The sequence below is a fragment of the Pseudarthrobacter chlorophenolicus A6 genome (assembly GCF_000022025.1).
Classification (GTDB): domain Bacteria; phylum Actinomycetota; class Actinomycetes; order Actinomycetales; family Micrococcaceae; genus Arthrobacter; species Arthrobacter chlorophenolicus.
Genome location: NC_011886.1, coordinates 1,215,472 through 1,236,824 on the forward strand (window position 1 = coordinate 1,215,472; position 21,353 = coordinate 1,236,824).

A 21,353-nucleotide genomic window follows, 5' to 3' on the forward strand; every position below is an offset into this window, starting at 1 on the left:
TAGCTGGCGGGAACCCGCCGAAGCAGCGGGAGTCCTAACATCATGACACGGTTGCGCGAAACACGCTAGAGGGGTTGCGCGAATTGCGCATGAGTGGCAAAGTGATGCACACAACATCCGGCGCAGCCAACCCTGGCCGCCCGCCGTCCCCGATCTACCGAGAGGTCAACGATGACCGTTCTTCCTCAAGGACGTGAGATTTCCCGCCGCCGCCTGCTGCAGTTCGGCACGGCCGCAGGGTTTCTGCTGGGCACCGGCAGCCTGGCCGGCTGCGCCGGTCCCACCGGCCTCCCCGGACCCAGCACCCTGACCCTGGCCCTGAACCGCTCCCTGGTCAGCCTGGACAACAAGCTCAACCAGTTCGATGCCGCCGTCACCGTACAGCGCTCCGTCCGCCAGGGCCTCACCGCCATCGGCCCCGAAACCAAGCCCGTCCTGGTGCTGGCCGAACGCTTCGAAATGACCGGCCCCACCGAATGGACCGTCACCCTCCGCGAAGGCATCCGCTACTCGGACGGCAGCCCCGTGCAGATCGAGGATGTGGCCACCGCCCTGAAGATGTACAAGCAGGTGCAGGGCTCCTTCGTAGCAGGCTTCTTCCCCGAATTCCCCGAGGTTGTCCCCGTGGACAACCGCACGTTCAAGATGGTGTCCAAGAACCCCGTCCCCATCCTGGACAGCCTCATGAGCATGATCCTGATTACCCCGGCCGCACAGAACAAGCCGGAGGAACTCCAGGAAGGCGTGGGCACCGGCCCCTACAAGGTCACCAAGTTCAACCGCGGCGCCGGCACCTACAGCCTGGCACGCAACGAGAACTACTGGGGCCCGGCGCCGGAGATCGAGAACGTGGAAGTCCGGTTCCTCCCCGAGGAATCCAGCCGCGTCATCGCCCTGCGCAGCGGCGAGGTGGACATCATCGACTCCATCACCCCGGACTCCCGCGAACAGCTGGCCGGCCTCCCCGGCGTCCAGCTGGCCGAGGCGTCCAGCCTGCGGCTCAACCAGATCTTCTACAACTTCCGCAAGCCCGCCGGCCACCCCCTGGCCGATGTCCGCGTCCGTGAAGCCCTCAGCTGGGCCATCGACGGCGAATCCCTGGTCAAGGACGTGCTGGTGGACTCCGTCAGCGCCGCCGAGGGCGTCACGCCCGGCAGCCTCACCGGCTACCACAAGACCGGCACCTACACCTACGATCCGGAGAAGGCCAAGGCCCGGCTCGCCGAGCTCGGCGTCAAGGACCTCACCCTGAAGATCATCTGGGAAACCGGAGAATTTGCCTCCGACACCTCCGTGATGGAAGCCCTGGTGGAAATGTTCGGCAAGATCGGCGTCAAAACCGAACTCCAGCAGTTCGAACCCGGCGGCAACATCCTGGCCTGGCGCCAGGGCAAGCAGGGCGACTGGGACCTGCTGGGCAACGGCTTCTCCAGCCCCACCGGCCTGGCCATCACCATGATGCAGGGCATGTACGCCGGCACCCCGGAGAAGGAAAAGACCCGCGACACCTACCAGGGCTACGTCATCCCCGAGGTGCAGGCCAAGATCCAGGCCGCCTCCTCCGAGGTGGACGCCACCCGCCGGCAGGAACTGCTGGCCGACGCGCAGCAGGCCATCTGGGACACCTGGCCCTGCGCCTGGGCGTTCGTGCCCAAGTCCGTCTTGGCCCACCGGAACCGGGTCTCCGGCATCAACCTGGCACCCACCAACTCCTACCCGCTCGTCGACGCACGGCTGGAGGCCTAAGCCATGACGAACTACATCCTCAAACGCCTGGGACAGGGCCTGCTCACCGTGTTCCTCACGGTGTCCACCGTGTTCATCCTGATCCGCATGGCCCCGGGCGATCCCGCCGTCTCCTACGCCGGCCCGCTGGCCACCACCGAACAGCTGGACGCCGTCCGCGAACAGTTCGGCCTGAACAAGCCGCTGCTGGAGCAGTACTGGATCTTCATCCAGCAGCTGGTCACCGGCAACCTGGGCCAGTCCTACTCGTTCCAGGCCCCCGCCATGCAGGTGGTCTTCGAACGCATGCCGTACACCCTCACCCTGGCAACGGCCGCCATCCTGCTGACCGCCGTCGTCGCCATTCCCCTGGGCGTGTGGATGTCCCGCCGCCCGGACACCGGCCGCGAATTCGGCGTCAACGTCCTCACCATCGCCGGGCAGTCCATGCCGGACTTCTGGACCGGCATCATGCTGCTCACCGGCTTCGCCGTGCTGATCCCCATCTTCCCGGCCTCCGGCTTCGCCACCTGGGGCGGGCTGGTGCTCCCCACCATCACCATCGCCATCCTGCAGATCGCCCTGATCTCCCGCATGGTGCGCCGCGAAATGACCAACAACTTCGCCGCCCCGTACCTCACGGTGGCCCGGTCCCGCGGCGTCCGCAGCTCCTTGCTTACCTGGCGCTACGCCATGGGCAACTCCGCCATCCCCGTTTTCACCGCCCTGGGCACCCGGTTCGCCGCGATGCTCAACGGCGTGGTGGTGGTGGAAGTGGTGTTCGCCTGGCCCGGCGTCGGTTCCCTCATTGTCCGGGCGCTCGAAACCCGCGACTACCCCCTCATCCAGGCCACGGTCCTGATCACCGCGCTCCTGGCGGTGGGCGTCCAGCTGCTCATCGACCTCGCCTACCCGCTCCTTGATCCCCGCGTTCGTCTTGGAAAGGCGGCAGCAGCATGAGCCTCGAAACAGCAACCCCCGCCCCGGGCACGCCGGGCGCCGGCACCCCGGCCCGGCAGCCCAGCCCCAGCGCCGTCACCAAGGCGGACATCGCCAAGGCAGGCGCCACCCGGCGTCGTAAATCCGCCCAGCTGAAGCTCATCATCGGCACCGTCTGCACCCTGCTGGTGATCATCCCCATCATCCTGGCCCAGGTGCTCCCGCTGCCGGACGCCAACTTCCAGGACCTCGGCGCCCGGCGCCTGCCGCCGCTCACCGACGGGCACCTGTTCGGCACCGACCAGCTGGGCCGCGACCTGCTCTCCCGCGTGCTGCACGGCGGTCAGGTCTCGCTGACCATCGGCCTGCTGGCCGTCCTGGTCTCCGGTGCCATCGGCGTGATCCTCGGCGCGGCCGCCGGCTACTTCGGCGGCTGGGTGGACACCATCGTCTCCCGCGTCCTCGAAGCCCAGATGTCCCTGCCGCTGCTCATGATGCTGCTGCTGGTGGTGGCCCTGTTCGGCCCCTCCATCCCCGTGATCACGTTCGTGATCGCCATTGCCCAATGGCCCGAAGTTGCCCGCCTCACCCGCTCCATGGTGCTGGTGGAACGCGAAAAGCCGTACGTCTCCGCCGCCCGGATTTTGGGCCTGCACCGCATCCAGATCCTCATCCAGCACATCATCCCCAACGTCATCAAGCAGGCAACCCTGGTGGTCCTCCTCCTGCTGGCCCAGGCCGTGCTGCTCGAATCCGCGTTGTCCTTCCTGGGTGCCGGCCCGCAGCGGCCCTTCGCCACCTGGGGCCGCATCATCTCCGACGGCCAGGACTACATCACCACCTCCTGGTGGATGGTCACCCTGCCCGGCCTGGTAATCGTGCTCATGGTGGTGGGCGTCAACCTGCTGGGCGACGGCCTCCGCGACCGTCCCCGCCGCAAGAAGAAGGGTGCCTGACATGACTGCCTCAGCTGAGACCCAGCCCGCTTCCCCGAATTCCCCCAAGTCCGCCGAGCAGCCGCTGCTGGAGGTCCGCGACTTCCAGGTGGAACTCATCACGGACACCGCCATCATCCGCGCCGTGGACGCCGTCAGCTTCACCATCCACCGCGGCGAAACGGTCACCATCATCGGCGAGTCCGGCTCCGGCAAATCCACGACGGCGATGGGCATCCTCCGCCTGCTGCCCGAGGACCTGGCGGTACTGTCCGGCACCGTGGTGATTGACGGCGTCGACATCTCCGCCGATCCCAAGGCCATCAACAAGGTGCGCGGCAAGACCCTGGCGCTCATCCCGCAGGACCCCATGACGGCGCTGAGCCCGGTCCACTCGATCGGCGGCCAGCTGTTCGAAGCCATCAAGATCGCCGGCGCCGCGTCCGGCAAAGACAAGGCGGCGCTGCAGGCCCGGGCCGTGCGGCTGCTGGAGCAGGTGCACATTCCCACCCCCGAGGTGCAGCTCAAGAAGTACCCGCACCAGCTCTCCGGCGGCATGCTGCAGCGCGTGCTGATCGCCATCGCACTGGCGTCCGAGCCGCAGCTGCTGGTGGCGGACGAGCCCACCTCCGCCCTGGACGTCACCGTGCAGGGCGGCATCCTGGACCTGCTGCTGGAACTGCAGGAACAGCGCGGCATCGGCATCCTGATGATCACGCACGACCTCGGCGTCGCCCGGCTCATCTCGGACCGCATCCACGTGATGAAGGACGGCGCGTTCGTGGAATCCGGCGACGTCCAGCAGATTGTGGACCACCCCGCCACCGAATACACGCAGACCCTGCTGGCCGCCGTGCCCGTGCTCGGGCCGTGGGACGAAACCCCCACCGCCAGCGGCCGCCGCGCCGCCGGTGCCACCTCAACCACCACTGACCCAGCCCTCACCGAGACCGGAGCCAAGCCATGACCCAGCCGTTCCTCGCCGTCGACAACCTGGTGGTGGACTATCACGTACCCGGTGGCACCTTCCGGGCCGTGGACAACGTCTCCTTCTCCGTGGACAAAGGCAAGACGATCGCCGTGGTGGGTGAATCCGGCTGCGGCAAGTCCACGGTGGCCAAGGCCCTCATGCGGCTGGTGACCCCCACCAGCGGCTCCATCAACCTGGACGGCACGGACATCGCTGCCATGAGCGAGGCCAAGCTGCGGCCCATGCGCTCCAGGTTCCAGATGGTGTTCCAGGACCCGTACGGCTCGCTGGACCCGCACATGACCGCGCAGGAAATCGTGGCCGAGCCGCTGAAGCTGCAGGGCATCCGCTCCAAGGCTGAACGGCACGCGGCTGCTGCCAAGCTGATCGACCAGGTGGGCCTGCCGGTGAAGTCCCTGGAGAAGCACCCGGGGGAGTTCTCCGGCGGCCAGCGGCAGCGCATCGGCATCGCCCGGGCGCTCGCCTCCAAGCCCGAACTGCTGGTCTGCGACGAAGCCACCAGCGCCCTGGACGTCTCTGTGCAGGCGCAGGTGCTGCGGCTGCTCAAGTCCATCCAGGACGAAACCGGCATCACCTACGTGTTCATCTCGCACAACCTTGGCGTGGTGCAGGAGATCAGCGATACCGTCATGGTGATGCAGCGCGGCAAGCTCGTGGAACACGGCACCACCGCGTCCGTCCTGACCGCCCCCAAGGAGGATTACACCCGCAAACTCCGCCGCGCGGCGCTGGACCCCTCCACCATGACCGGCTTGAAGCCGCGGCACATTGTCCGCTCCCTGGCGCTGGCAAACCAGTCCAACTGACCTCTTTCCTGACCTACCGATGCACGCAACCACGAGGAATCAACGCATGAGCACGCAGCCCGAAGGCGCCCAGGTGGACGGCCTGAAACTCCCCATATCCCGGCTGGTCCTGGGAACCATGACGTTCGGCGACACCGCCGATGAAGCCACCGCTGGCCGGATGGTGGAGGAGGCGCTCGCCGCCGGCATCACCACCATCGACACCGCCAACGCGTACGTGGGCGGGGTCACCGAGGAGATGCTGGCGCGCCTTTTGAAGGGAAAGCGCGACGGCGTCATCCTGGCTTCCAAGGCCGGCATGCCTCATGCGGACCACGGCTCGCATTCCCCGTTGTCTCCCGAGGGGCTGCGCGCCAGCGTCGAGGGCAGCCTGCGCCGTCTGGGCACGGACAGCATTGACCTGTTCTACCTGCACCAGCCGGACCGGGCAGCGTCTCTCTCTGACACTCTGGCCACTGTGGCCGAGTTGGTTGCCGAGGGGAAGATCGGCGCGCTGGGCGTGTCCAACTTCGCCGCCTGGCAGATCGCCGACGTTGTGCACACGGCGCGTGAAGTGGGGGCGCCGCGTCCCGTCGTCGCGCAGCAGCTCTACAACCTGGTGGCCCGCCGGCTGGAGGAGGAATACCTCGAGTTTGCCTCCACCCACAACGTGCACACCATGGTCTACAACCCGCTGGGCGGAGGCCTGCTCACCGGCAAGCACAGCTTCGACGCCAAGCCCACCGAAGGCCGCTACGGCGACTCCAAGCTCGCCGCCATGTACACGCAGCGGTACTGGGACAAGCAGCTGTTCGACGCCATTGGCGAACTGTCCCGCATCGCCTCCGACACCGGCATCCCGCTGGCCGAGCTGTCCCTGCGCTGGCTCGCCTACCGTGACGGCGTCGGCTCCATGCTGCTGGGCGGGTCCAAAGTTGAACAGCTGCAGGCCAACATCGCCGCCGTGGCCAACGGACCCCTGCCGGCTGACGTCGTGGACGCCTGCGACGCCGTGGGCACCTCACTCCGTGGCCCGATGCCCGCCTACAACCGCTGACCCTCTCTTCCCGAACCGATCTCTTTGCTGAACCGAACTGACTGAAGGACTCTGATGACTTCCCAACTGGCCCTCGAATTCGCCCGCAAGATCCGCGCCCGTGAGCAGGCGGTGGGTTACTGGGCGGTGCTGGACGCGCCCGTGGCCACCGAACGCATCGGCCGGCTCGGCTACGACTACGTGGCCCTGGACGCGCAGCACGGCCTGCTGGGCTACTCGGGCGTCCTCAACGGGCTGATGGCCATCGACGCCGGGCACACCGCCGTGGGCATGGTCCGGGTGGAAGCGAACGACTTCACCGCGATCGGCAAGGCGCTGGACGCCGGGGCCGTGGGCGTCATCGTGCCGCTCATCAACAACGCCGAGGACGCCGCCGCCGCGGTGGCCGCCGCCAAATACCCGCCGCTGGGTGGCCGCTCCTACGGCCCCATGCGCTCGGCCCTGCGGATCGGCCCCGTGCCGGCCGAGGCCAACGCCACCACCATGGTGTTCGCCATGATCGAGACCCCCGAGGGCCTGGCCAACGTCAAGGAAATCTGCGCCACCCCCGGCCTGGACGGCATCTATGTGGGCCCGTCCGACCTCGCGATCGCCGTGGGCGGGGCGTTCCCCGGGGATCCCGCCGTCGAAACCGAATTCAACGCCGCCCTGGAAACGATCGCCGAGGCCGCCGCCTCCGCAGGGATCGCCGCCGGCATCCACACGCCCGCCGGCACCGTTGCGGCGCAGCGGCTGACGCAGGGCTACACCTTCACCACCATCGCCTCGGACCTGACGCACCTGGAACAGATCGCCAAGTCCCACCTAGACGCCGCTCGCTCCGCTGCCGGAACCAAAAAGGACTGACTTCCATGACCACCACCACGGACAGCTACAGCATCATCACCCCGGACGGGACGGTCAAGACGGCCGACGGCGCCGACTTCGCCTACCTGCCCGCGCCCACCGTGCAGAGCCACGCGGCCAACCTGCTCACCCTCCCGGACGGCCGGCTGGGCTGCGTCTGGTTCGGCGGCACCCAGGAAGGCGTGCCGGACATCTCCATCTGGTTCTCCGCCCTGGAACCGGGCAGCAAGCAGTGGTCCGCCCCGGAGCAGCTCTCGGACGACTCCACCCGGTCCGAGCAGAACCCCATCCTGTTCACGAATACTGACGGCGCTCTCTGGCTGCTGTACACCGCGCAGAAGGCGGGCAACCAGGACACGGCCGAGGTCCGCCGTCGTATTTCCCTGGACAGCGGCCGCACCTGGGGCGACGTGGAGACCCTGTTTGCCGCCAACGAGACCGGCGGCGTGTTCGTCCGCCAGCTGCCCGTGGTGCTGCCGTCCGGCCGGCTGATCATCCCGATCTTCCGCTGCATCACCACACCGGGGGAGAAGTGGGTGGGCAACAGCGACGACAGCGCCGTGATGATCTCCGACGACGCCGGCGCCACTTGGACCGAAACCGTCCTGCCGGGCAGCCTGGGCTGCGTCCACATGAACATCCAGCCCGTGGCCGACGGCTCGCTGCTGGCCCTGTTCCGCAGCCGCTGGGCCGACTCGATCTACGAATCCCGCTCCACCGATGACGGGTCCACCTGGAGCGAACCGGTCCCCACCGAGCTGCCCAACAACAACTCGTCCATCCAGTTCGTCGCGTTGAAGGACGGCCGCCTGGCCCTGGTCTACAACCACAGCCGGGCGGGCGAAGGCACCGAGCGGCGCCTCTCGCTGTATGACGAGATCGACGACGACGGCCTGGCCGACGAACAGGGGCAGGTGGCCGAACCGGACGCCTCGGCTTTCTCCGAGGACGACGGCGTGAAGCGCGCCTTCTGGGGCACGCCGCGCTCGCCGATGACCCTGGCCATCTCCGAGGACTCCGGCCGCAGCTGGCCCATCCGCCGGAACCTGGACGTGGGGGACGGGTACTGCCTGTCCAACAACTCACGCGACGGGCTCAACCGCGAATACTCCTACCCGTCCATCCACCAGGGCCCGGACGGCGCGCTGAACATCGCGTACACGTACTTCCGGCAGGCCATCAAGTTCGTCCGGGTTGACCCGCAGTGGGCCTACGACGGCACCACCACGCCGGGCGGGGACGCATGACGGTGTCCAAGCACGCTGTTGTTACCGGGACGAGCTCGGGCATTGGCAAGGCGATCGCGTCGAAGCTGCTGGCCGACGGGTGGAAGGTAACCGGGCTGAGCCGGACCGAATCCTCGCTGGAGGGGAAGTTCGAGTGGCTGCAGGCTGACCTGTCCGAGCCCGAGTCGCTGGCTAGTGTGGTGTCTTCGCTGGAGCCGGCCGATGCCCTGGTGCACGCCGCCGGGTTCCAGCGGACGGCTCATATGGGCTCCCTTGACCCGGCAGCGCTGGCGGGGATGTTCACCGTCCATGTGGCGGCGGCGTCGGTCCTGGCCAACGCGCTGGTGCCGTCCATGCCCGACGGCGGCCGGATCGTCCTGCTGGGAAGCCGCACCTCCACCGGCATGCCGGGCAAGAGCCACTACGCCGCTACCAAGGCTGCGCTCATGGGGCTGGGCCGGACCTGGGCGCAGGAACTGGCACCGCGGGGGATCACGGTCAACGTGCTCTCACCTGGCCCGACCGACACCCCGATGCTCAACGACCCCGGCCGCGCCGCCACTCCGGTGAAGCTGCCGGCCCTCGGCGCGCTGGTGGACCCGGAGGATGTGGCCGCCCTGGCCGCGTTCCTGCTGGGCCCGCACGGCAAGTCGATCACCGGCCAGAACTACGTCATCTGCGGCGGCGCCTCCCTCTGACCCGGCGCGGTGGTTGAGCCTGTTGAAAACCAAGCCCCGCCCTCTTCGGTGGTTGAGCCTGTCGAAACCAAACCTGTCGAAGCCAAGCTCGTCGAAACCAGGTTCGCCGAACGCCCGCTCACTCGTGGCGGTTAACCTTGGGACGCGCGCTCACTCGTGGCGGCTAACCTTGGGACGCGCGCTCACTTGCGGCGGCCAGCGCCCGGTTTCCCTGGGCTGCTCCCGCCCAAATCGCTGGAACGGTGCGGGGACGCTGAACCGCTACAGCGTCCCCGCACCGTTCCAGCGTCCTCGGCGTCAAGGCCCCATACTGGGCCCATTGCACGTTTGTGCAGAGGCCATGGGGCTGGCGCCCACGCCAGGAGGCCGCGGAAAATACCTACCCACCAGTAACAACATCCTGTCCGGGCCGCGGCAGGACGTGGAAGCGGCCTCCGGCCACGCCACCGGATATCGCGCACGTTCGTGCACTTCCGCTCCGCAAAAGCCGCGTCGCTGCCAGCATGGAAACCGGCCCGGCGCCTGATGACCCCCAACACCAGGCGCCGGGCTTCCCCGTAGACAGACGAACAAAGAGGTTTCCATGTCGTTCCTATCCCGGGCCCTGTCCGTTGTGGCAGCAGCGCTCCTTGCCACGTCCCTGATGGCAGTCCCCGCACAGGCCGTCGAGGTCTCCCCGCCGGGCGCAAATGACTGGTCTTGCAAACCGACGGCGGAGCACCCGTATCCGGTCATCCTGGTGCCGGGCACGTTCGAAAGCATGGCGAAGAACTGGTCCACCATGTCGCCGTACCTCAAGAGCCAGGGGTACTGCGTGTTCGCCCTCAACTACGGCGCCACCAACGGTGTGTACGCCACCGCTCCCGTGGCAGAGTCCGCCAAGCAGCTTGCCCCGTTCGTGGATTCCGTCCGGGCCGCCACCGGCGCCAAGCAGGTGGACCTGGTGGGCCACAGCCAGGGCGGCATGATGCCCCGGTACTACATGGGCTTCCTGGGCGGCGCCAAGTACGTCCACCACCTGGTGGGCATCGCACCGTCCAACCACGGAACCAAGGGCCTGATCGTGCCGCCGCCGGACTTGCTGCCCACGCCTGATTACACCCTTGCCGGGTGTGCCGCCTGCGCGGACCAGCAGGCAGGTTCCGCGTTCATGCAGCAGCTCAACTCCATCGGCGACACCGTGGCCGGGCCCTCCTACACCGTGATCTCCACGAAGTACGACGAGGTGGTCATCCCGTACAACAGCCAGTACCTGAACGGGAGCGCGCGGCAGGTCACCAACCTCACCATCCAGGACAAGTGCCCGGCCGACGTGTTCGAGCATGACCAGACGCCGAACGATCCGGTGGTGCACCAGTGGGTGGGCAACGCCCTGGGCCGCGCGTCCGGTCCGGCCGACCCCGCGTTCCAGCCGGTCTGCCTCTAGCGGCACGGACGCAGGCCAAGGACGAACGACGGCGGGTGGCTGGCTTCCAAAGGCCAGCCACCCGCCGTCGTTCGTAGCTACTAAAGAAGGCGCTTCAGGAAGCCCGGGACGGCATTGCCTCGTGATGCCCGGCGGGCCGCCCCTCGGCAAGGTCCCAGTGCCGGTGCAGCGACTCCGCCAGCCGGCCGGGCTCGATCCGGTGGGGTGGGTCGAAGTGGTGGCGCCGGGGGAAAACCTCCAGATGGAAGTCGGGAAAGAAGACCCGGGCCAGCCGCGCCGCCACGTCGCCCTGGTCATCGGGATGGCTCAGCCCGCCCACGGCGTAGTACACCGGCCGGCTGAACGCAGCCAGCCGTGCCCGGTCCAGGTGGTAGTCCTTGAACGTGCGCAGGAAAGCCAGGATCCCGGCGGGCCGCCTGGCCATCCACGGCGGCGGAGCGCCGGGCTCCGCAGGCGGCAGGACGACGTCGGGCCTCACCTGCAGCCGCATAAAGCCGGCCATGAACTCCTCCGGCGGCAGGCCCTCCAGTTCCTCGTACAACCGGCGGTGTTCCGTGTAGGAACGGCTCCAGTCCCAGGTTCCGGCCCAGGCCGGCTCCAGGACGGCGAGGCTCTGCAGCCGCTCCGGATGCTGCGCGGCGAACGCCAGCGCCACCGAACCGCCGCCCGAGTAGCCGAGCAGGTGGAACGTCTGCCAGCCCCGGGCGTCCGCCCCGCGGAGCACCCCGTCAACTTCGGTGTCGAGGGTCCAGCCGGGTGGAGGCTCGTCGCTCCGGTACAGCTCCAGGTCCTTGGCGACAGCTCCCACGCCCGGCCCCAGGGCCCGGATCAGGTTGCCGTACGCCTGCTCCGCAGGAAGGACTGCACCGGGAAGGAGGATGACCCGAATCGGTTCCATGGAAGAACCATACGCCCGCGCCCGGAGAGCGCAATGGGGCGTTGGCGGCGGAGGTTCCGGGCGTGGAGGTAGGCCATCAGCACCAGGAGCGGGACGTGGATGGCGGGCAGGTTGCGGGCGAACCACCGGGGCAGGTAGATGTCAGTGACGGACCCGCTCTGGGCGCCGTAGCGTTCGGCCAGGCCGGTGAGCGGGCAGCGGAAGCCGTTGCCCGCGAACACCAGGGACTCGCCGGCCACCACAGCGGCGGCAATTCCCACGCGCTTGTCGGTGCGCCCGGCCAGGCCCGCCGCCAGCACATAGACCACGCACGCCTCGATGGAGAACCACGCCAGCGTGTGGACCGCTTTGACTGCCGCCACCGCGGCACGCCGCGAAACCATGGGCTACAGCGTCTCCGGAACCGGCCGCCCCGGGAAGAGCGTGGCGTACTGCTTCCGGTACATCCGGCGGCCCACCAGCTTGTACGCCAGCCGGACCGGGGCCGGGATCTCCTTGAACAGCTCGGCACGGTCCGCGGGCGGGTTGGTGGCCAGCACCATGCCGAGGTAGGCCACCATGAATTTCTTGTCGAACTTGTCGATCCCGTGCTGCCCCACCGCCGCGGCTTCCTTCTCGGTCATTACCCGGTCCACCACCGGCATGACCTCCGTGACCTCGCGGCGCAGGTGCACGTCCAGGACGGCCTTCAGGTCCTCGTACATGGCGGCGAGCTCCGACGCCGCCTGCTCATCCGCCGTACCCATCCAGCGCAGCCGCAACGGCTCAATGCGTTCCAGCCGCTGGGTGACCTGCCGGTGGTGCTCCAGCATCTGCGCGATGTGCAGGGCACAGCCGGGGGCGCGCTGCTCCAGCGGCGGGTACATGAGCAGGTCCTCGCCCTCGTGGTGAACATGGAGGACCATGTCGAAGTTCCCCAGTACCTCCCCGACGTACGCAGCCCGCGAGGTATCGCCCGCCGACACGGAACGGACCAGGCCCGGAGCCTCCGCATAGGCCCACAGGAAGAAGCGGTGGATGCGGCGCATGGCCGCGGTCCCGGTGCACAGGACCGGCCCGGGCGGCAGGGGAGCGGCGGTCTCACCGGGATGCATCGTGAAGAAGTCGGTCATGGCAGGGCCCCTAATCGTCACGAGACCAGGCCTCTCCCCGCGAGCATCGTATCCCCGCGCCACACCGCGCACAATGCTCCCGCCGCAGGCCCTCCCCGCGGCGTTTGGCAGCCAGCGTGGACGTACGACGGCGGGACGCGCCGCCGTCGTTCCTCCCGCCAAAGTGAGGGGCTGCTTCCCCTACCCAACCGGTCCGCGCGGGCGCAAGATGGCCCCTATGAAAATGAAGATGACAGGTGTGTTCCTGCTCCTCCTGGGGCTGTTTGCCGCGGGAATGGGCCCGGTGGCGGCCGCTCCACCGTCAGGAGGGACGGACCCGGTAGGCAACGACGTGTCCTGGCCCCAATGCGGCAAGACCCTTCCGGCTGCCACGGCCTTTGGAATCGTCGGCGTGACCGGAGGGCTGGCCAACAACACGAATCCCTGCCTCGCTGACCAGCTCGCCTGGGCGGCGGGCAAAGCAACCGGGGGTACTGCCCAGCCAAAAGTCGCCTTGTATGTCAACACCGCCAACCCGGGGCACGAGGGCTCCTGGTGGCCATCGTCCAATACCTACGCCAATGTCACAGTCTCCAACCCCTACGGAACCTGTGGTTCCGGCGGTGGGGCAGCAGGCCCGGTGGATCTGCCCTGCTCCTACATGTACGGCTACGCCAAGGCCTATGACGACGCCACCATCAGGGGCATCAGCAACCCCGGCACCTACTTCTGGTGGCTGGACGTGGAGACCGGCAACAGCTGGCAGACCGGCACCTCGAACGCCACGGCCCTGAACCGCGCCACGCTCGAAGGCATGGCCACGTACTTCAAGGGCATCACCGCCGGCAAGAAGGACGCCGACGGCAAACCGGCCGGCGTCGGGATCTACTCCACGGGCAGCCAGTGGGGCACGATCGCCGGGACGGTGCCGTCAGCCAGCCCACTCGCCGGCCTGCCGAGCTGGCTGGCAGGTGCCAAGACCCTGCGGGGCGCCCAATCGAACTGCTCCCTGCCTGGCCTGACCCCCGGCAGCCCGGTCAAGGTGACCCAATACGTTTCAGCCGGGCTCGACTACGACTACGCCTGCAGGTAGGCGCTCTCCGCGGGCCGGCACCGCCGTCGTCAACGTTGCCCAAGTAAGGGCCTCGGCCGGCTGTCCTCGGTGGAACGCGACCCCGCCACGGGAATTCTTCGGGCTGCGGCCAACCCGCGGGGAGCGCAGGGGACGCGGCCGGACGGTGAATTGCGAAAGCACGTCCCCGGCCGTCAGAAACCGGCAGCCCGAACAACATCGATCGAATCAGACAGCAGCCCTACCCTTCGAGCCACTGACGACCCCCGTGGCGCGGACACCTTCAGCCCGCGGTAAACCTCGCTGTTCGGGCCACCGGGTGTGGACTCCAGCGCAGCGCTCACCGACCGGATCGCCGCGGGAGTCAGCAACGACGCCGGCTCAACGGGTGCAGGCGGCACATGGCAGTCATCCCACGCTTCGCCGAAGCGGGTGGCTACCGGGGCGCACCCGGACAGGACAACCCCGGCCAGCAGCTCCGAGTCCAGGCACTCCCCGATATGGCGGTCTGCGGCACTTCCGTTGCGGCCTTCAATGGCTGAGCGGCCCCAATTGACCGCCACTCCCGTTCCCGTTCCGGAGGTGGTGACTGCCTCCAGTTCCTCCTCCAGCGTTATGAAGCCCTTGACCGGAGTTTGGCCAGGTTTTGCCGCGTCACAGTGCTCCAGCACGGGCCGCGCACCGTCCCAGCCGACCGCCGCGAGCTGCTCCAGCGAGGCAGCCAGCGGGCCCGTGCCCGCGCTGCCGGCAGGCACACCGTGGGAAACAGGGCGCGGCGCGCTGTACAAATGCACCGCAAGGACCGCCTGGCGGCCCAGTGCAGCGTTAAGCGTCCGGACCGCCCCTGCGGCTGCGGCGGCACGCGCCACGGCGGCCTGCCTCCCGGCCGCGGTCAGGGACGCCAGCCCGAAGTCGGCTGAGCCATCCAGCCGGGACATCGTGTCCGGAATTGTGGTCACCACAAACGCCAGGTGGTCGGGAAGGTGCCGTACCTGCTCAAGGAACCAGTCGCCGTCGTACTTATGCAACTGGCCCGTGGGGTAGAACGGAATCTCAAGCCCGGAAACGCCGGGCAGCCTGGCTGCCGCGTGCAGGAGAGCCGCCTCAGCCTCGGGGTTCCATCCGTCCAGGGCGGGCGCTGCCGCGTAGCTGCTCAGGATCAGGCCCGCACTGCCGCTCACACCCGGGCCGCCGCTGCGGACGTGACGGGGTTCGACAGTTTTCCCACGCCCGCAATTTCCACCGAGACGATGTCACCCGGACTGAGCTCCAGGACGGACTCCTCGGCGGCCCATGGGGTGCCGGTGAGGATCACATCGCCGGGGTAAAGGGTCATGAAGCGGGAACAGAACATGAGGAGTTCCCCCACGCTGAAGACCATGCTTGCCGTGGACGAGTCCTGGACCAGTTCGCCATTCACCCTGGTCCTGATGCGGAGTGACTGCAGGTCCGGAATCTCCTCCAGCGTCACCAGGTCAGGGCCGAGGGGGCAGAACGTGTCCAGGCTTTTCCCCCGCGTGGACTGCACATCCGCAGCCTGGAGATCCCGGGCCGACACATCGTTGGCCACCGTCACCCCCGCCACCGCCCGCAGTGCCTCCGCGGCGCTTCCCGCGTCTTTGAGGAGGCTGCCAATGACGACGGCGAGCTCGCCTTCGCAGACCACCTGACCGGCCAGTGCCGGGTTGAGGATGATCGGGGCACCGTCCGCGGCCAGGCTGCCCGCGAACTTGCCGAAGACCAGGGGGATGCGTCCCGGTGCCCGCCGGTCCGGGGCTGTGCCTCCGGCGGGCCCGGGGGAGGAAAGGACTTCCGGATCAGGCGCCGGCCAGTAATTCTCGCCAATGCCGATCAGCTGCCCGGGTATCCGGACGCCCGGCAACAGGGCGCAGGTCAGGGACGGACGCAGGTCCGGACCCGGCTCGGCCCGGACCAGGGGGTGCCGGGCCATTCAGTGGCTCAGGTGTGAGGCGTACACGCGCAGGCGGGGGTGCTGGAACACTTCGTCCGGCGGCCCTTCCGCCACAATGCCTCCGTGCTCCATGAATATCACGCGGTCGGCGACCTCGCGGGCGAACTTCATCTCATGGGTCACGATCACCATGGTCATGCCGGTCTTAGCCAGTCTGGCCATGATGTCCAGCACCTCATTCACCAGCTCCGGGTCCAGGGCGGATGTGGGCTCATCGAACAGGATGGCCTTGGGGTCCATCATCAGCGCCCGGCAAATAGCCACCCGCTGCTGCTGCCCGCCGGACAGGTCCGCCGGATAGGCGTCCGCCTTGTCCTCCAAGCCCACGGACCGCAGCTTCTCCATAGCCCGCGGAACGGCGTCGGTCCGTTTCTGCCCTTTGGCGATCACCGGGCCCTCCACGAGGTTGTCCAGAACCGTGCGGTGCGGCCAGAGGTTGAACTGCTGGAACACCATGGCGATCTCCCGCCGGAGCCAGGTCAGCCGGAACTGGTCCAGCACGCCCAGCTTGCCGCGCCCGTTGGGGGTATAGAACACCTGCCGGCCGTCCACGTGGATCCGGCCGGCGTCCGGCACCTCCAGCATGTTGATGCACCGCAGCAGGGTGCTTTTCCCTGCTCCGCTGGGGCCGATAATGGCCACCACCTCGCCGGGCAGGATCCGCAGGTCCACGTCTTTCAGGACCTGGCGGGAGTTGTAGCTCTTGGTCAATCCGGTGATGCCGATCATGCCATGCTCCCTACAGCCTCACGGAGTTGCTTGGTGGTGCCCATCTTGCGGCCCATTTTCTTTTCGATGACGAGTTGCAGGACCATCAGAAGGCTGGTCATGACCAGGTACATAGCCGCCACGACGCCCAGGGTTTCCATGACGTTGTAGGTGGAGTTGTATGCCTTCTGGCCCTGCAGCATCAGGTCCGGCACGGTGATCACGGAGATCTGTGCCGACTCCTTCAGCATGATGATGCAGTTGTTGATGTACGGCGGAGTCATGAGCCGGATGCCTTCCGGCGCCGTGACCCGGACGAATTTTTGCAGCGGGTTCATGCCCACTGAGTCCGCCGCCTCCAGGTGGCCCGCGTTTACCGATTTGAGCCCGGCCCTGATGATCTCGGAAAAGAACGACGCCGAGTTGAGGCTCATGGCGATCAGCCCCGCCGTGAACGCGTCCATGGTCAGCCCGAACGGCTTCGTGTAATAGAAGAAGAACAGGGAGAGCATGAGCGGCAGGCCGCGGAAGAACCAAACGTAGGCGGCTGCAAAGATCCGCAGGGCGCGGACCCGGGAGAGCCTCAGAGTGGCGATGACGTAGCCAAGGACGGTAGCGCAGACGATCGCTGCGGCAACGATTCCCAGCGTGGTCAGCGCCCCGGCCAGGAAGATCGGGAAGTATTCGGCTGCTACAGAGCCGGGCTCATAGGTGTTCATGGTGGATCAGGCGGAGGGGATCTCGACCGTGAATCCGAACCACTTCTGGTTCAGTTCTTCGAGGGTGCCATCGGCCTTGAGTTCCTCGATGATCTTGTCCACCTTGGGCTTCATTTCGGTGTCGTCCTTCGGGAGTCCGACGCCGGCGGGCTTGGTGCCGTAGACATCGCCCACAATTTTCAGTTCAGACGCCAGTGGGGAGTTCTTCATGAAGTTCTCTGCGGCGATCCTGCCGGTTGCGAAGACCTCGATCCTGCCGGCGGCTACGTCTGCGAAACCTTCGGGGGCGCCGGGGTAGGCCTTCAGTTCGGTAAACCCACCGATGCCCTTGACATCCGATTCCGTTCCGGAACCTCCGATGGCTCCCACCACCAGGCCGTCCAGCTTGCTGAGCTGCTCAACCTTCGTGTTGTCCTTTTTCACCACCGCCACGGCTCCGTCCGCCAGGTAGGGCGTGGAGAAAGTGATGGACTGCTTGCGCGCATCCGTCATGGTCAAACCGGACATGACGGCGTCGAACTTGCCACTGTTCAGGCCCGGGAGCAGCCCGGTCAGCTGGCCCTCCACAAATTCCGGTTCCATGCCGAGCTTCTCCGCAATAAGGGTGCCCACTTCAATGTCGAAGCCTGTGAGCTTGCCGGCTTCGGAGAAGGTGATGGGCCGGAAGGTGCCGCTCGTGGCGATGGTGAACTTTTCCTTTGGCGCGGACTCAGCGGATGCGCTGCTGGTTGCTGCGCAGCCACTGGCAGCGAGGGTTAGCGCTGCCAGGGCGGCTACTACGGCGGCTTTGCTGGTGCGTGAAAACATGCGGGCTTCCCACTTTCGGTGATCCATATGCCAGTGATGTGCTGACACGGATGACGCTATGGGTTCCGTGTGTCCGGGAATCGCCTGCTTCATTTCCGGAACGTTAATTATGAATTCTGTAGACAGTTTTACGAGGCCGGGGCTTTAGGGCGGGCCCATTGCGGCATCGGTTTCAGCCAGGGTCTGCGGTCAATTGCTCCAGGAGCTCCGCAAACGCGAGGGCAGCCAGTTCCCCGCCCGGAGGGGCCACCACCTGCACCGACAGGGGAAGGCCCTCGTCGGAAAGCCCCACCGGAAGCGACACCACGGGGCATCCCGTGAGCGTCACCGCCCGGCACGGACCCATGATTTCCCATCCCTGCAGCTGCTCGCCGTCCACCTCCAGCGTGCCGTCCACCCGGGCGGCGGGACCGCCGGCCACGGGAAGCAGAGCGATGTCAACGGGCTCGAGCTGCCTGATGGCGCCGGCACGGGCCGCGTCCGCAGCCAGGCGTGCCCGGGCGGTTTCCCCGGGCGAAGCTGCCAGCGAATTTTTGATGGTCTGCAGGTTGGCGCCGGTAATGGCATCCTCCCTGCCGGTAACCGCGGCGGCATGGTCCACCATGGGATCCAGTTCGCGCAGCCGATTGTAGGTGGGCAGGCAATCGGCGAAAAGATCCGGCTGTTCCGTGGCCGTATGGCCCGCCGCGGCGATGGCAGCGGCCAGCCGCACCATGACCTCGGTGACCTCTTTGCGGACCGGGCCGAACGCCCGGCCATCGCTCCACGCAACCCTGGTGGGCTCCCGCAGCGTGGGCAATGACTCCGCAGGCGCACCGGCCATCACGGTGTACGCAGCCCTGAGGTCACGGACGGAACGGGCCAGCGGGCCCACCGTCTGGAAGGTTCCCTGCATGCCGGGGCTCACCGCCGGGAGCACGCCGTCGTCCCCGAAGTTGCCGTCAAGACCTGGTACCTGCCCCTCCCCGGGGAGCGCGCCGATTCCGGGCCGCAGGGCGGCAATGCCCACGCACTGCGCGGGCCACCTCAGTGACCCGCCGAAGTCCGTTCCTACGCCCAGCGCGGAGATGCCTGCCGCAACCGAGGCGGCCTCGCCGCCGCTGGATCCGCCGGGTGTGGCGTCCGGATAGCGCGGATTTCCTGTCCTGCCCAGCAGCGGGCTCTCGCAGGTCATGCCGAAGGCGAATTCGGGGCAATTGGTCTTGCCCACCAGGATGGCGTCAGCATCCAGGAGCCGCTGCACCGCGGGCGCGGTGGTGTTTGCCATGGTGGTGGCGAACGCCTTGCTGGCGGCCGTGACGGGAAGCCCTGCCACCGCAATCACGTCCTTGACGCTGAACGGGATTCCGGCCAGCGCGCCCAGTGTCCCGCCCGCGGCCCGGCGGGCATCGAGGGCTGCGGCGGCGCGTTCGGCGCTGTCCCAGTCCTCGCTGATGAAGGCGTTGAGGTCCTTGCCCTTCGCGGAGCCGGCACGGGCACGGGCTTCGGCAAGGACGGTGGCGGCGGATGTCCTGCCGGTGCGGACGGCCTCGGCGATTGCCGTGGCGTCCGCGAATCCGGAGTTCAGTTGTGCAAGCAGTGAGCCGTTCATTCCCCGGCCGCCTTCTTGGTAACAGTGCCCTGCCGGGCGAGGTAGTCGCGCTCGCCGTGCTCCTCGAATTCGCGCCGGATGCGGTCTGCGTCCCCGGAGCGGAGGCACTCCAAGAGCTCGGCGTGCCGGTCGCAGCCCTTGGTCAGGTCGCCCTTGGACCGTTCCTCGTTCAGGACATTGGCCGCCATGGAAACCTGCATCTGCACCATGAGGGAGCGGTAGGTGTCGCTGAGCCTGCGGTGGCCGGCGGCATCAACCAGTGCGGTATGGAAATCGATGTTGGCCTGGACCACCGCGGGCCGGTCGCCGCGCCTTGCTGCTGCCCGCATGGCCTTCATGATCGGGTCGAGCGATGAGTATGCGCCAGGGTCCTTCCGGGCCAGCAGGCGGTCCAGGGCGAACATCTCCAGCGCGCGCCGGAGCGAGTAGATCTCGTCAATGTCGGTGTCCGTCATGGACACCACGCGGTAACCGCGCCTCGGCGACTGCTCTAGAAGGCCCTCGCTCTCAAGGGTCCGCAATGCCTCACGCAGCGGAGGGCGGGAGATGCCCAGCTTTTCAGCGAGGGGAGGTTCGTTCAGCTTGCCGCCGGGCGCCAGTTCGCCACTGACAATCAGTTTTCGGATCTCCCTGGCGGCCAGTGAAACGAGGCTCTCTTGCTGGATCATGCTCCAAGACTACTGTCTACATTTTTCCGCCCGTGTGTCCCGGGATGAGTTTACGCAGGGTTTACACAGGGAGCCGCTTCGTAAAACTGTCTACAGTATTCTTGTCCTTGCTGCCGACGTAAGGATGGATGTTCGATGGGAAAAATGCGGGCACGTTCCGGTTCGGCGCGCCGAAGGTTCGGATGGGTTGATCCCTTTGTGGTGCTGCTTCTGGCCACTCTTGCCGTGGCCGCGCTGTGGCCGCCCCGCGGCTGGGCGGGCCCGGTGCTTTCCACAGCTGCGGGGATCGCCGTAGGCCTGCAATTCTTCATCAGCGGGTTGAGGCTACCGCCGTCGGCTGCGCTCCAGGGAGTGAAGGCCTGGCGGCCGCACCTGGTCATTGTCGCGTTTTCCTTTGCCGCCTTTCCGCTGCTCGGACTCGGCGTGGCTGCCGGTTCTTCCTGGTTTCTTTCGCGCGAGCTCGTTGCAGGACTGCTTTTTCTGACCATGCTGCCGACGGCGGTGCAGACCGCCACCACCTTTACCGGCATCGCCGGGGGGAATACTGCGTTGGCCGTGTGTGCGGCCTCGATCTCCAACCTCCTGGGGGTGGTGGCCACACCCCTGCTGGCTGCCTTGATACTGGGTTCCTTTGGCGGCCTGCATGCGGACGCGGTGCTCAAGATAGCGCTGCAGATCTTTGCGCCGTTCGTGGCGGGGCAGCTGCTTCATAGGCCGTTGGCGCGGTGGACCGTCCGCCGGGCGAAGCCGCTGAAGGTGGTAGACCGCAGCGCTATCCTCATGGTGGTGTATGGAGCCTTCGGGGCGGCCGTAGCCGGCGGTCTGTGGCAGCAGATTCCGTTTGCCCAGCTGGCTATGACGGCGGGGATCTGCGCAGGGCTGTTGGCACTGGTGCTCTCCGCGACATCATTGACTGCGCGCAGGTTGGGCTTCGAACGTGCTGATGCCACCGCAGTCCTCTTCTGCGGCTCACAGAAGAGCCTCGCCAGCGGGCTGCCGCTCTCGGCCATCCTGTTCCAGGGGCCACTTGCCGGTGTGGTGATCCTGCCGGTCATCATGTACCACGCCATGCAACTGATCGTATGCGCGGCCATCGCCCGCCGGTTGGCCAAACGGGCCGAACAGGCTGATACCAAAGCCCCGCTCGACGCGTTTGCGTGACTTATCCCTGGAACCGGAGCAGGAACCCGCACAAATTC

Annotated in this window: 22 protein-coding genes; 12 read left to right on the forward strand and 10 right to left on the reverse strand. The window is 67.3% G+C overall.

Annotated features, from left to right (window positions below; all coding sequences use genetic code 11):
• The first annotated feature begins 171 nt into the window (after nt 1-171).
• The 10 genes from ACHL_RS05540 to ACHL_RS05585 all read left to right on the forward strand — a co-directional run bounded on the left by ACHL_RS05540 (nt 172) and on the right by ACHL_RS05585 (nt 10,628).
• A complete protein-coding gene (locus ACHL_RS05540; protein ID WP_015936318.1) occupies nt 172-1,746 on the forward strand; it encodes an ABC transporter substrate-binding protein in 1,575 nt (524 codons plus the stop codon).
• Nucleotides 1,747-1,749: 3 nt separating this feature from the next.
• The gene (locus ACHL_RS05545; RefSeq protein ID WP_015936319.1) at nt 1,750-2,685 is read left to right on the forward strand and encodes an ABC transporter permease; all 936 of its coding nucleotides are present in this window, start codon (nt 1,750-1,752) and stop codon (nt 2,683-2,685) included.
• The gene (locus ACHL_RS05550) at nt 2,682-3,620 is read left to right on the forward strand and encodes an ABC transporter permease (RefSeq protein WP_015936320.1); all 939 of its coding nucleotides are present in this window, start codon (nt 2,682-2,684) and stop codon (nt 3,618-3,620) included. The genes ACHL_RS05545 and ACHL_RS05550 overlap by 4 nt, the downstream gene beginning before the upstream one ends.
• Nucleotide 3,621: 1 nt before the next feature.
• Nucleotides 3,622-4,566, forward strand: coding sequence for an ABC transporter ATP-binding protein (locus tag ACHL_RS05555; RefSeq protein ID WP_015936321.1), 945 nt, complete (start codon nt 3,622-3,624; stop codon nt 4,564-4,566).
• A complete protein-coding gene (locus ACHL_RS05560; RefSeq protein WP_015936322.1) occupies nt 4,563-5,396 on the forward strand; it encodes an ATP-binding cassette domain-containing protein in 834 nt (277 codons plus the stop codon). The genes ACHL_RS05555 and ACHL_RS05560 overlap by 4 nt, the downstream gene beginning before the upstream one ends.
• Before the next feature lie 46 nt (nt 5,397-5,442).
• Entirely contained in the window at nt 5,443-6,432 is a 990-nt protein-coding gene (locus tag ACHL_RS05565) for an aldo/keto reductase (protein WP_015936323.1), read from the forward strand.
• 54 nt (nt 6,433-6,486) lie between these two features.
• Nucleotides 6,487-7,278, forward strand: a complete 792-nt coding sequence (locus tag ACHL_RS05570; protein WP_015936324.1) for an HpcH/HpaI aldolase family protein — start codon at nt 6,487-6,489, stop codon at nt 7,276-7,278.
• Nucleotides 7,279-7,283: 5 nt separating this feature from the next.
• Entirely contained in the window at nt 7,284-8,525 is a 1,242-nt protein-coding gene (locus ACHL_RS05575) for a sialidase family protein (protein WP_015936325.1), read from the forward strand.
• Nucleotides 8,522-9,202 carry an SDR family NAD(P)-dependent oxidoreductase gene (locus tag ACHL_RS05580; RefSeq protein WP_015936326.1) on the forward strand — a complete coding sequence of 227 codons (681 nt, stop codon included), beginning with the start codon at nt 8,522-8,524 and terminating at the stop codon, nt 9,200-9,202. The genes ACHL_RS05575 and ACHL_RS05580 overlap by 4 nt, the downstream gene beginning before the upstream one ends.
• 583 nt (nt 9,203-9,785) lie before the next feature.
• A complete protein-coding gene (locus tag ACHL_RS05585; RefSeq protein WP_015936327.1) occupies nt 9,786-10,628 on the forward strand; it encodes an esterase/lipase family protein in 843 nt (280 codons plus the stop codon).
• A gap of 94 nt (nt 10,629-10,722) precedes the next feature.
• Here ACHL_RS05585 and ACHL_RS05590 read toward each other — a convergent pair whose 3' ends face one another.
• From ACHL_RS05590 to ACHL_RS05600, 3 genes are read right to left on the reverse strand one after another with little or no spacing between them, the layout of a single operon-like run.
• Nucleotides 10,723-11,526 carry an alpha/beta fold hydrolase gene (locus ACHL_RS05590; protein WP_043793804.1) on the reverse strand — a complete coding sequence of 268 codons (804 nt, stop codon included), beginning with the start codon at nt 11,524-11,526 and terminating at the stop codon, nt 10,723-10,725.
• Nucleotides 11,457-11,909 carry a hypothetical protein gene (locus ACHL_RS05595; protein ID WP_015936329.1) on the reverse strand — a complete coding sequence of 151 codons (453 nt, stop codon included), beginning with the start codon at nt 11,907-11,909 and terminating at the stop codon, nt 11,457-11,459. The genes ACHL_RS05590 and ACHL_RS05595 overlap by 70 nt, the downstream gene beginning before the upstream one ends.
• A 3-nt stretch (nt 11,910-11,912) precedes the next feature.
• Nucleotides 11,913-12,638 (reverse strand): hemerythrin domain-containing protein, encoded by a 726-nt coding sequence (locus ACHL_RS05600; protein WP_015936330.1) that lies wholly within the window; start codon nt 12,636-12,638, stop codon nt 11,913-11,915.
• 217 nt (nt 12,639-12,855) lie between these two features.
• Between ACHL_RS05600 and ACHL_RS05605 the strand changes: the two genes are divergently transcribed.
• Nucleotides 12,856-13,710, forward strand: a complete 855-nt coding sequence (locus tag ACHL_RS05605; RefSeq protein ID WP_015936331.1) for a glycoside hydrolase family 25 domain-containing protein — start codon at nt 12,856-12,858, stop codon at nt 13,708-13,710.
• 173 nt (nt 13,711-13,883) lie between these two features.
• On the opposite strand, the gene ACHL_RS05610 is transcribed toward ACHL_RS05605, so the two are convergent.
• The 7 genes from ACHL_RS05610 to ACHL_RS05640 all read right to left on the reverse strand — a co-directional run bounded on the left by ACHL_RS05610 (nt 13,884) and on the right by ACHL_RS05640 (nt 20,154).
• A complete protein-coding gene (locus ACHL_RS05610) occupies nt 13,884-14,870 on the reverse strand; it encodes a DUF4862 family protein (protein ID WP_015936332.1) in 987 nt (328 codons plus the stop codon).
• On the reverse strand, nt 14,867-15,640 hold the full coding sequence (locus ACHL_RS05615; protein WP_015936333.1) for a fumarylacetoacetate hydrolase family protein: 774 nt from the start codon (nt 15,638-15,640) through the stop codon (nt 14,867-14,869). The genes ACHL_RS05610 and ACHL_RS05615 overlap by 4 nt, the downstream gene beginning before the upstream one ends.
• Nucleotides 15,641-16,390, reverse strand: a complete 750-nt coding sequence (locus tag ACHL_RS05620) for an amino acid ABC transporter ATP-binding protein (protein ID WP_015936334.1) — start codon at nt 16,388-16,390, stop codon at nt 15,641-15,643.
• Nucleotides 16,387-17,088 carry an amino acid ABC transporter permease gene (locus ACHL_RS05625; protein ID WP_015936335.1) on the reverse strand — a complete coding sequence of 234 codons (702 nt, stop codon included), beginning with the start codon at nt 17,086-17,088 and terminating at the stop codon, nt 16,387-16,389. The genes ACHL_RS05620 and ACHL_RS05625 overlap by 4 nt, the downstream gene beginning before the upstream one ends.
• Before the next feature lie 6 nt (nt 17,089-17,094).
• Complete coding sequence (locus ACHL_RS05630; RefSeq protein WP_015936336.1) at nt 17,095-17,895, reverse strand: transporter substrate-binding domain-containing protein; 801 nt, start codon at nt 17,893-17,895, stop codon at nt 17,095-17,097.
• 172 nt (nt 17,896-18,067) lie between these two features.
• Nucleotides 18,068-19,486 carry an amidase gene (locus ACHL_RS05635; protein ID WP_015936337.1) on the reverse strand — a complete coding sequence of 473 codons (1,419 nt, stop codon included), beginning with the start codon at nt 19,484-19,486 and terminating at the stop codon, nt 18,068-18,070.
• Nucleotides 19,483-20,154, reverse strand: coding sequence for a GntR family transcriptional regulator (locus tag ACHL_RS05640; RefSeq protein WP_015936338.1), 672 nt, complete (start codon nt 20,152-20,154; stop codon nt 19,483-19,485). Before ACHL_RS05640 ends, ACHL_RS05635 begins: the two co-directional genes overlap by 4 nt.
• Nucleotides 20,155-20,289: 135 nt before the next feature.
• Between ACHL_RS05640 and ACHL_RS05645 the strand changes: the two genes are divergently transcribed.
• Nucleotides 20,290-21,315 (forward strand): bile acid:sodium symporter family protein, encoded by a 1,026-nt coding sequence (locus ACHL_RS05645; protein ID WP_015936339.1) that lies wholly within the window; start codon nt 20,290-20,292, stop codon nt 21,313-21,315.
• The last annotated feature ends 38 nt before the right edge of the window (nt 21,316-21,353 follow it).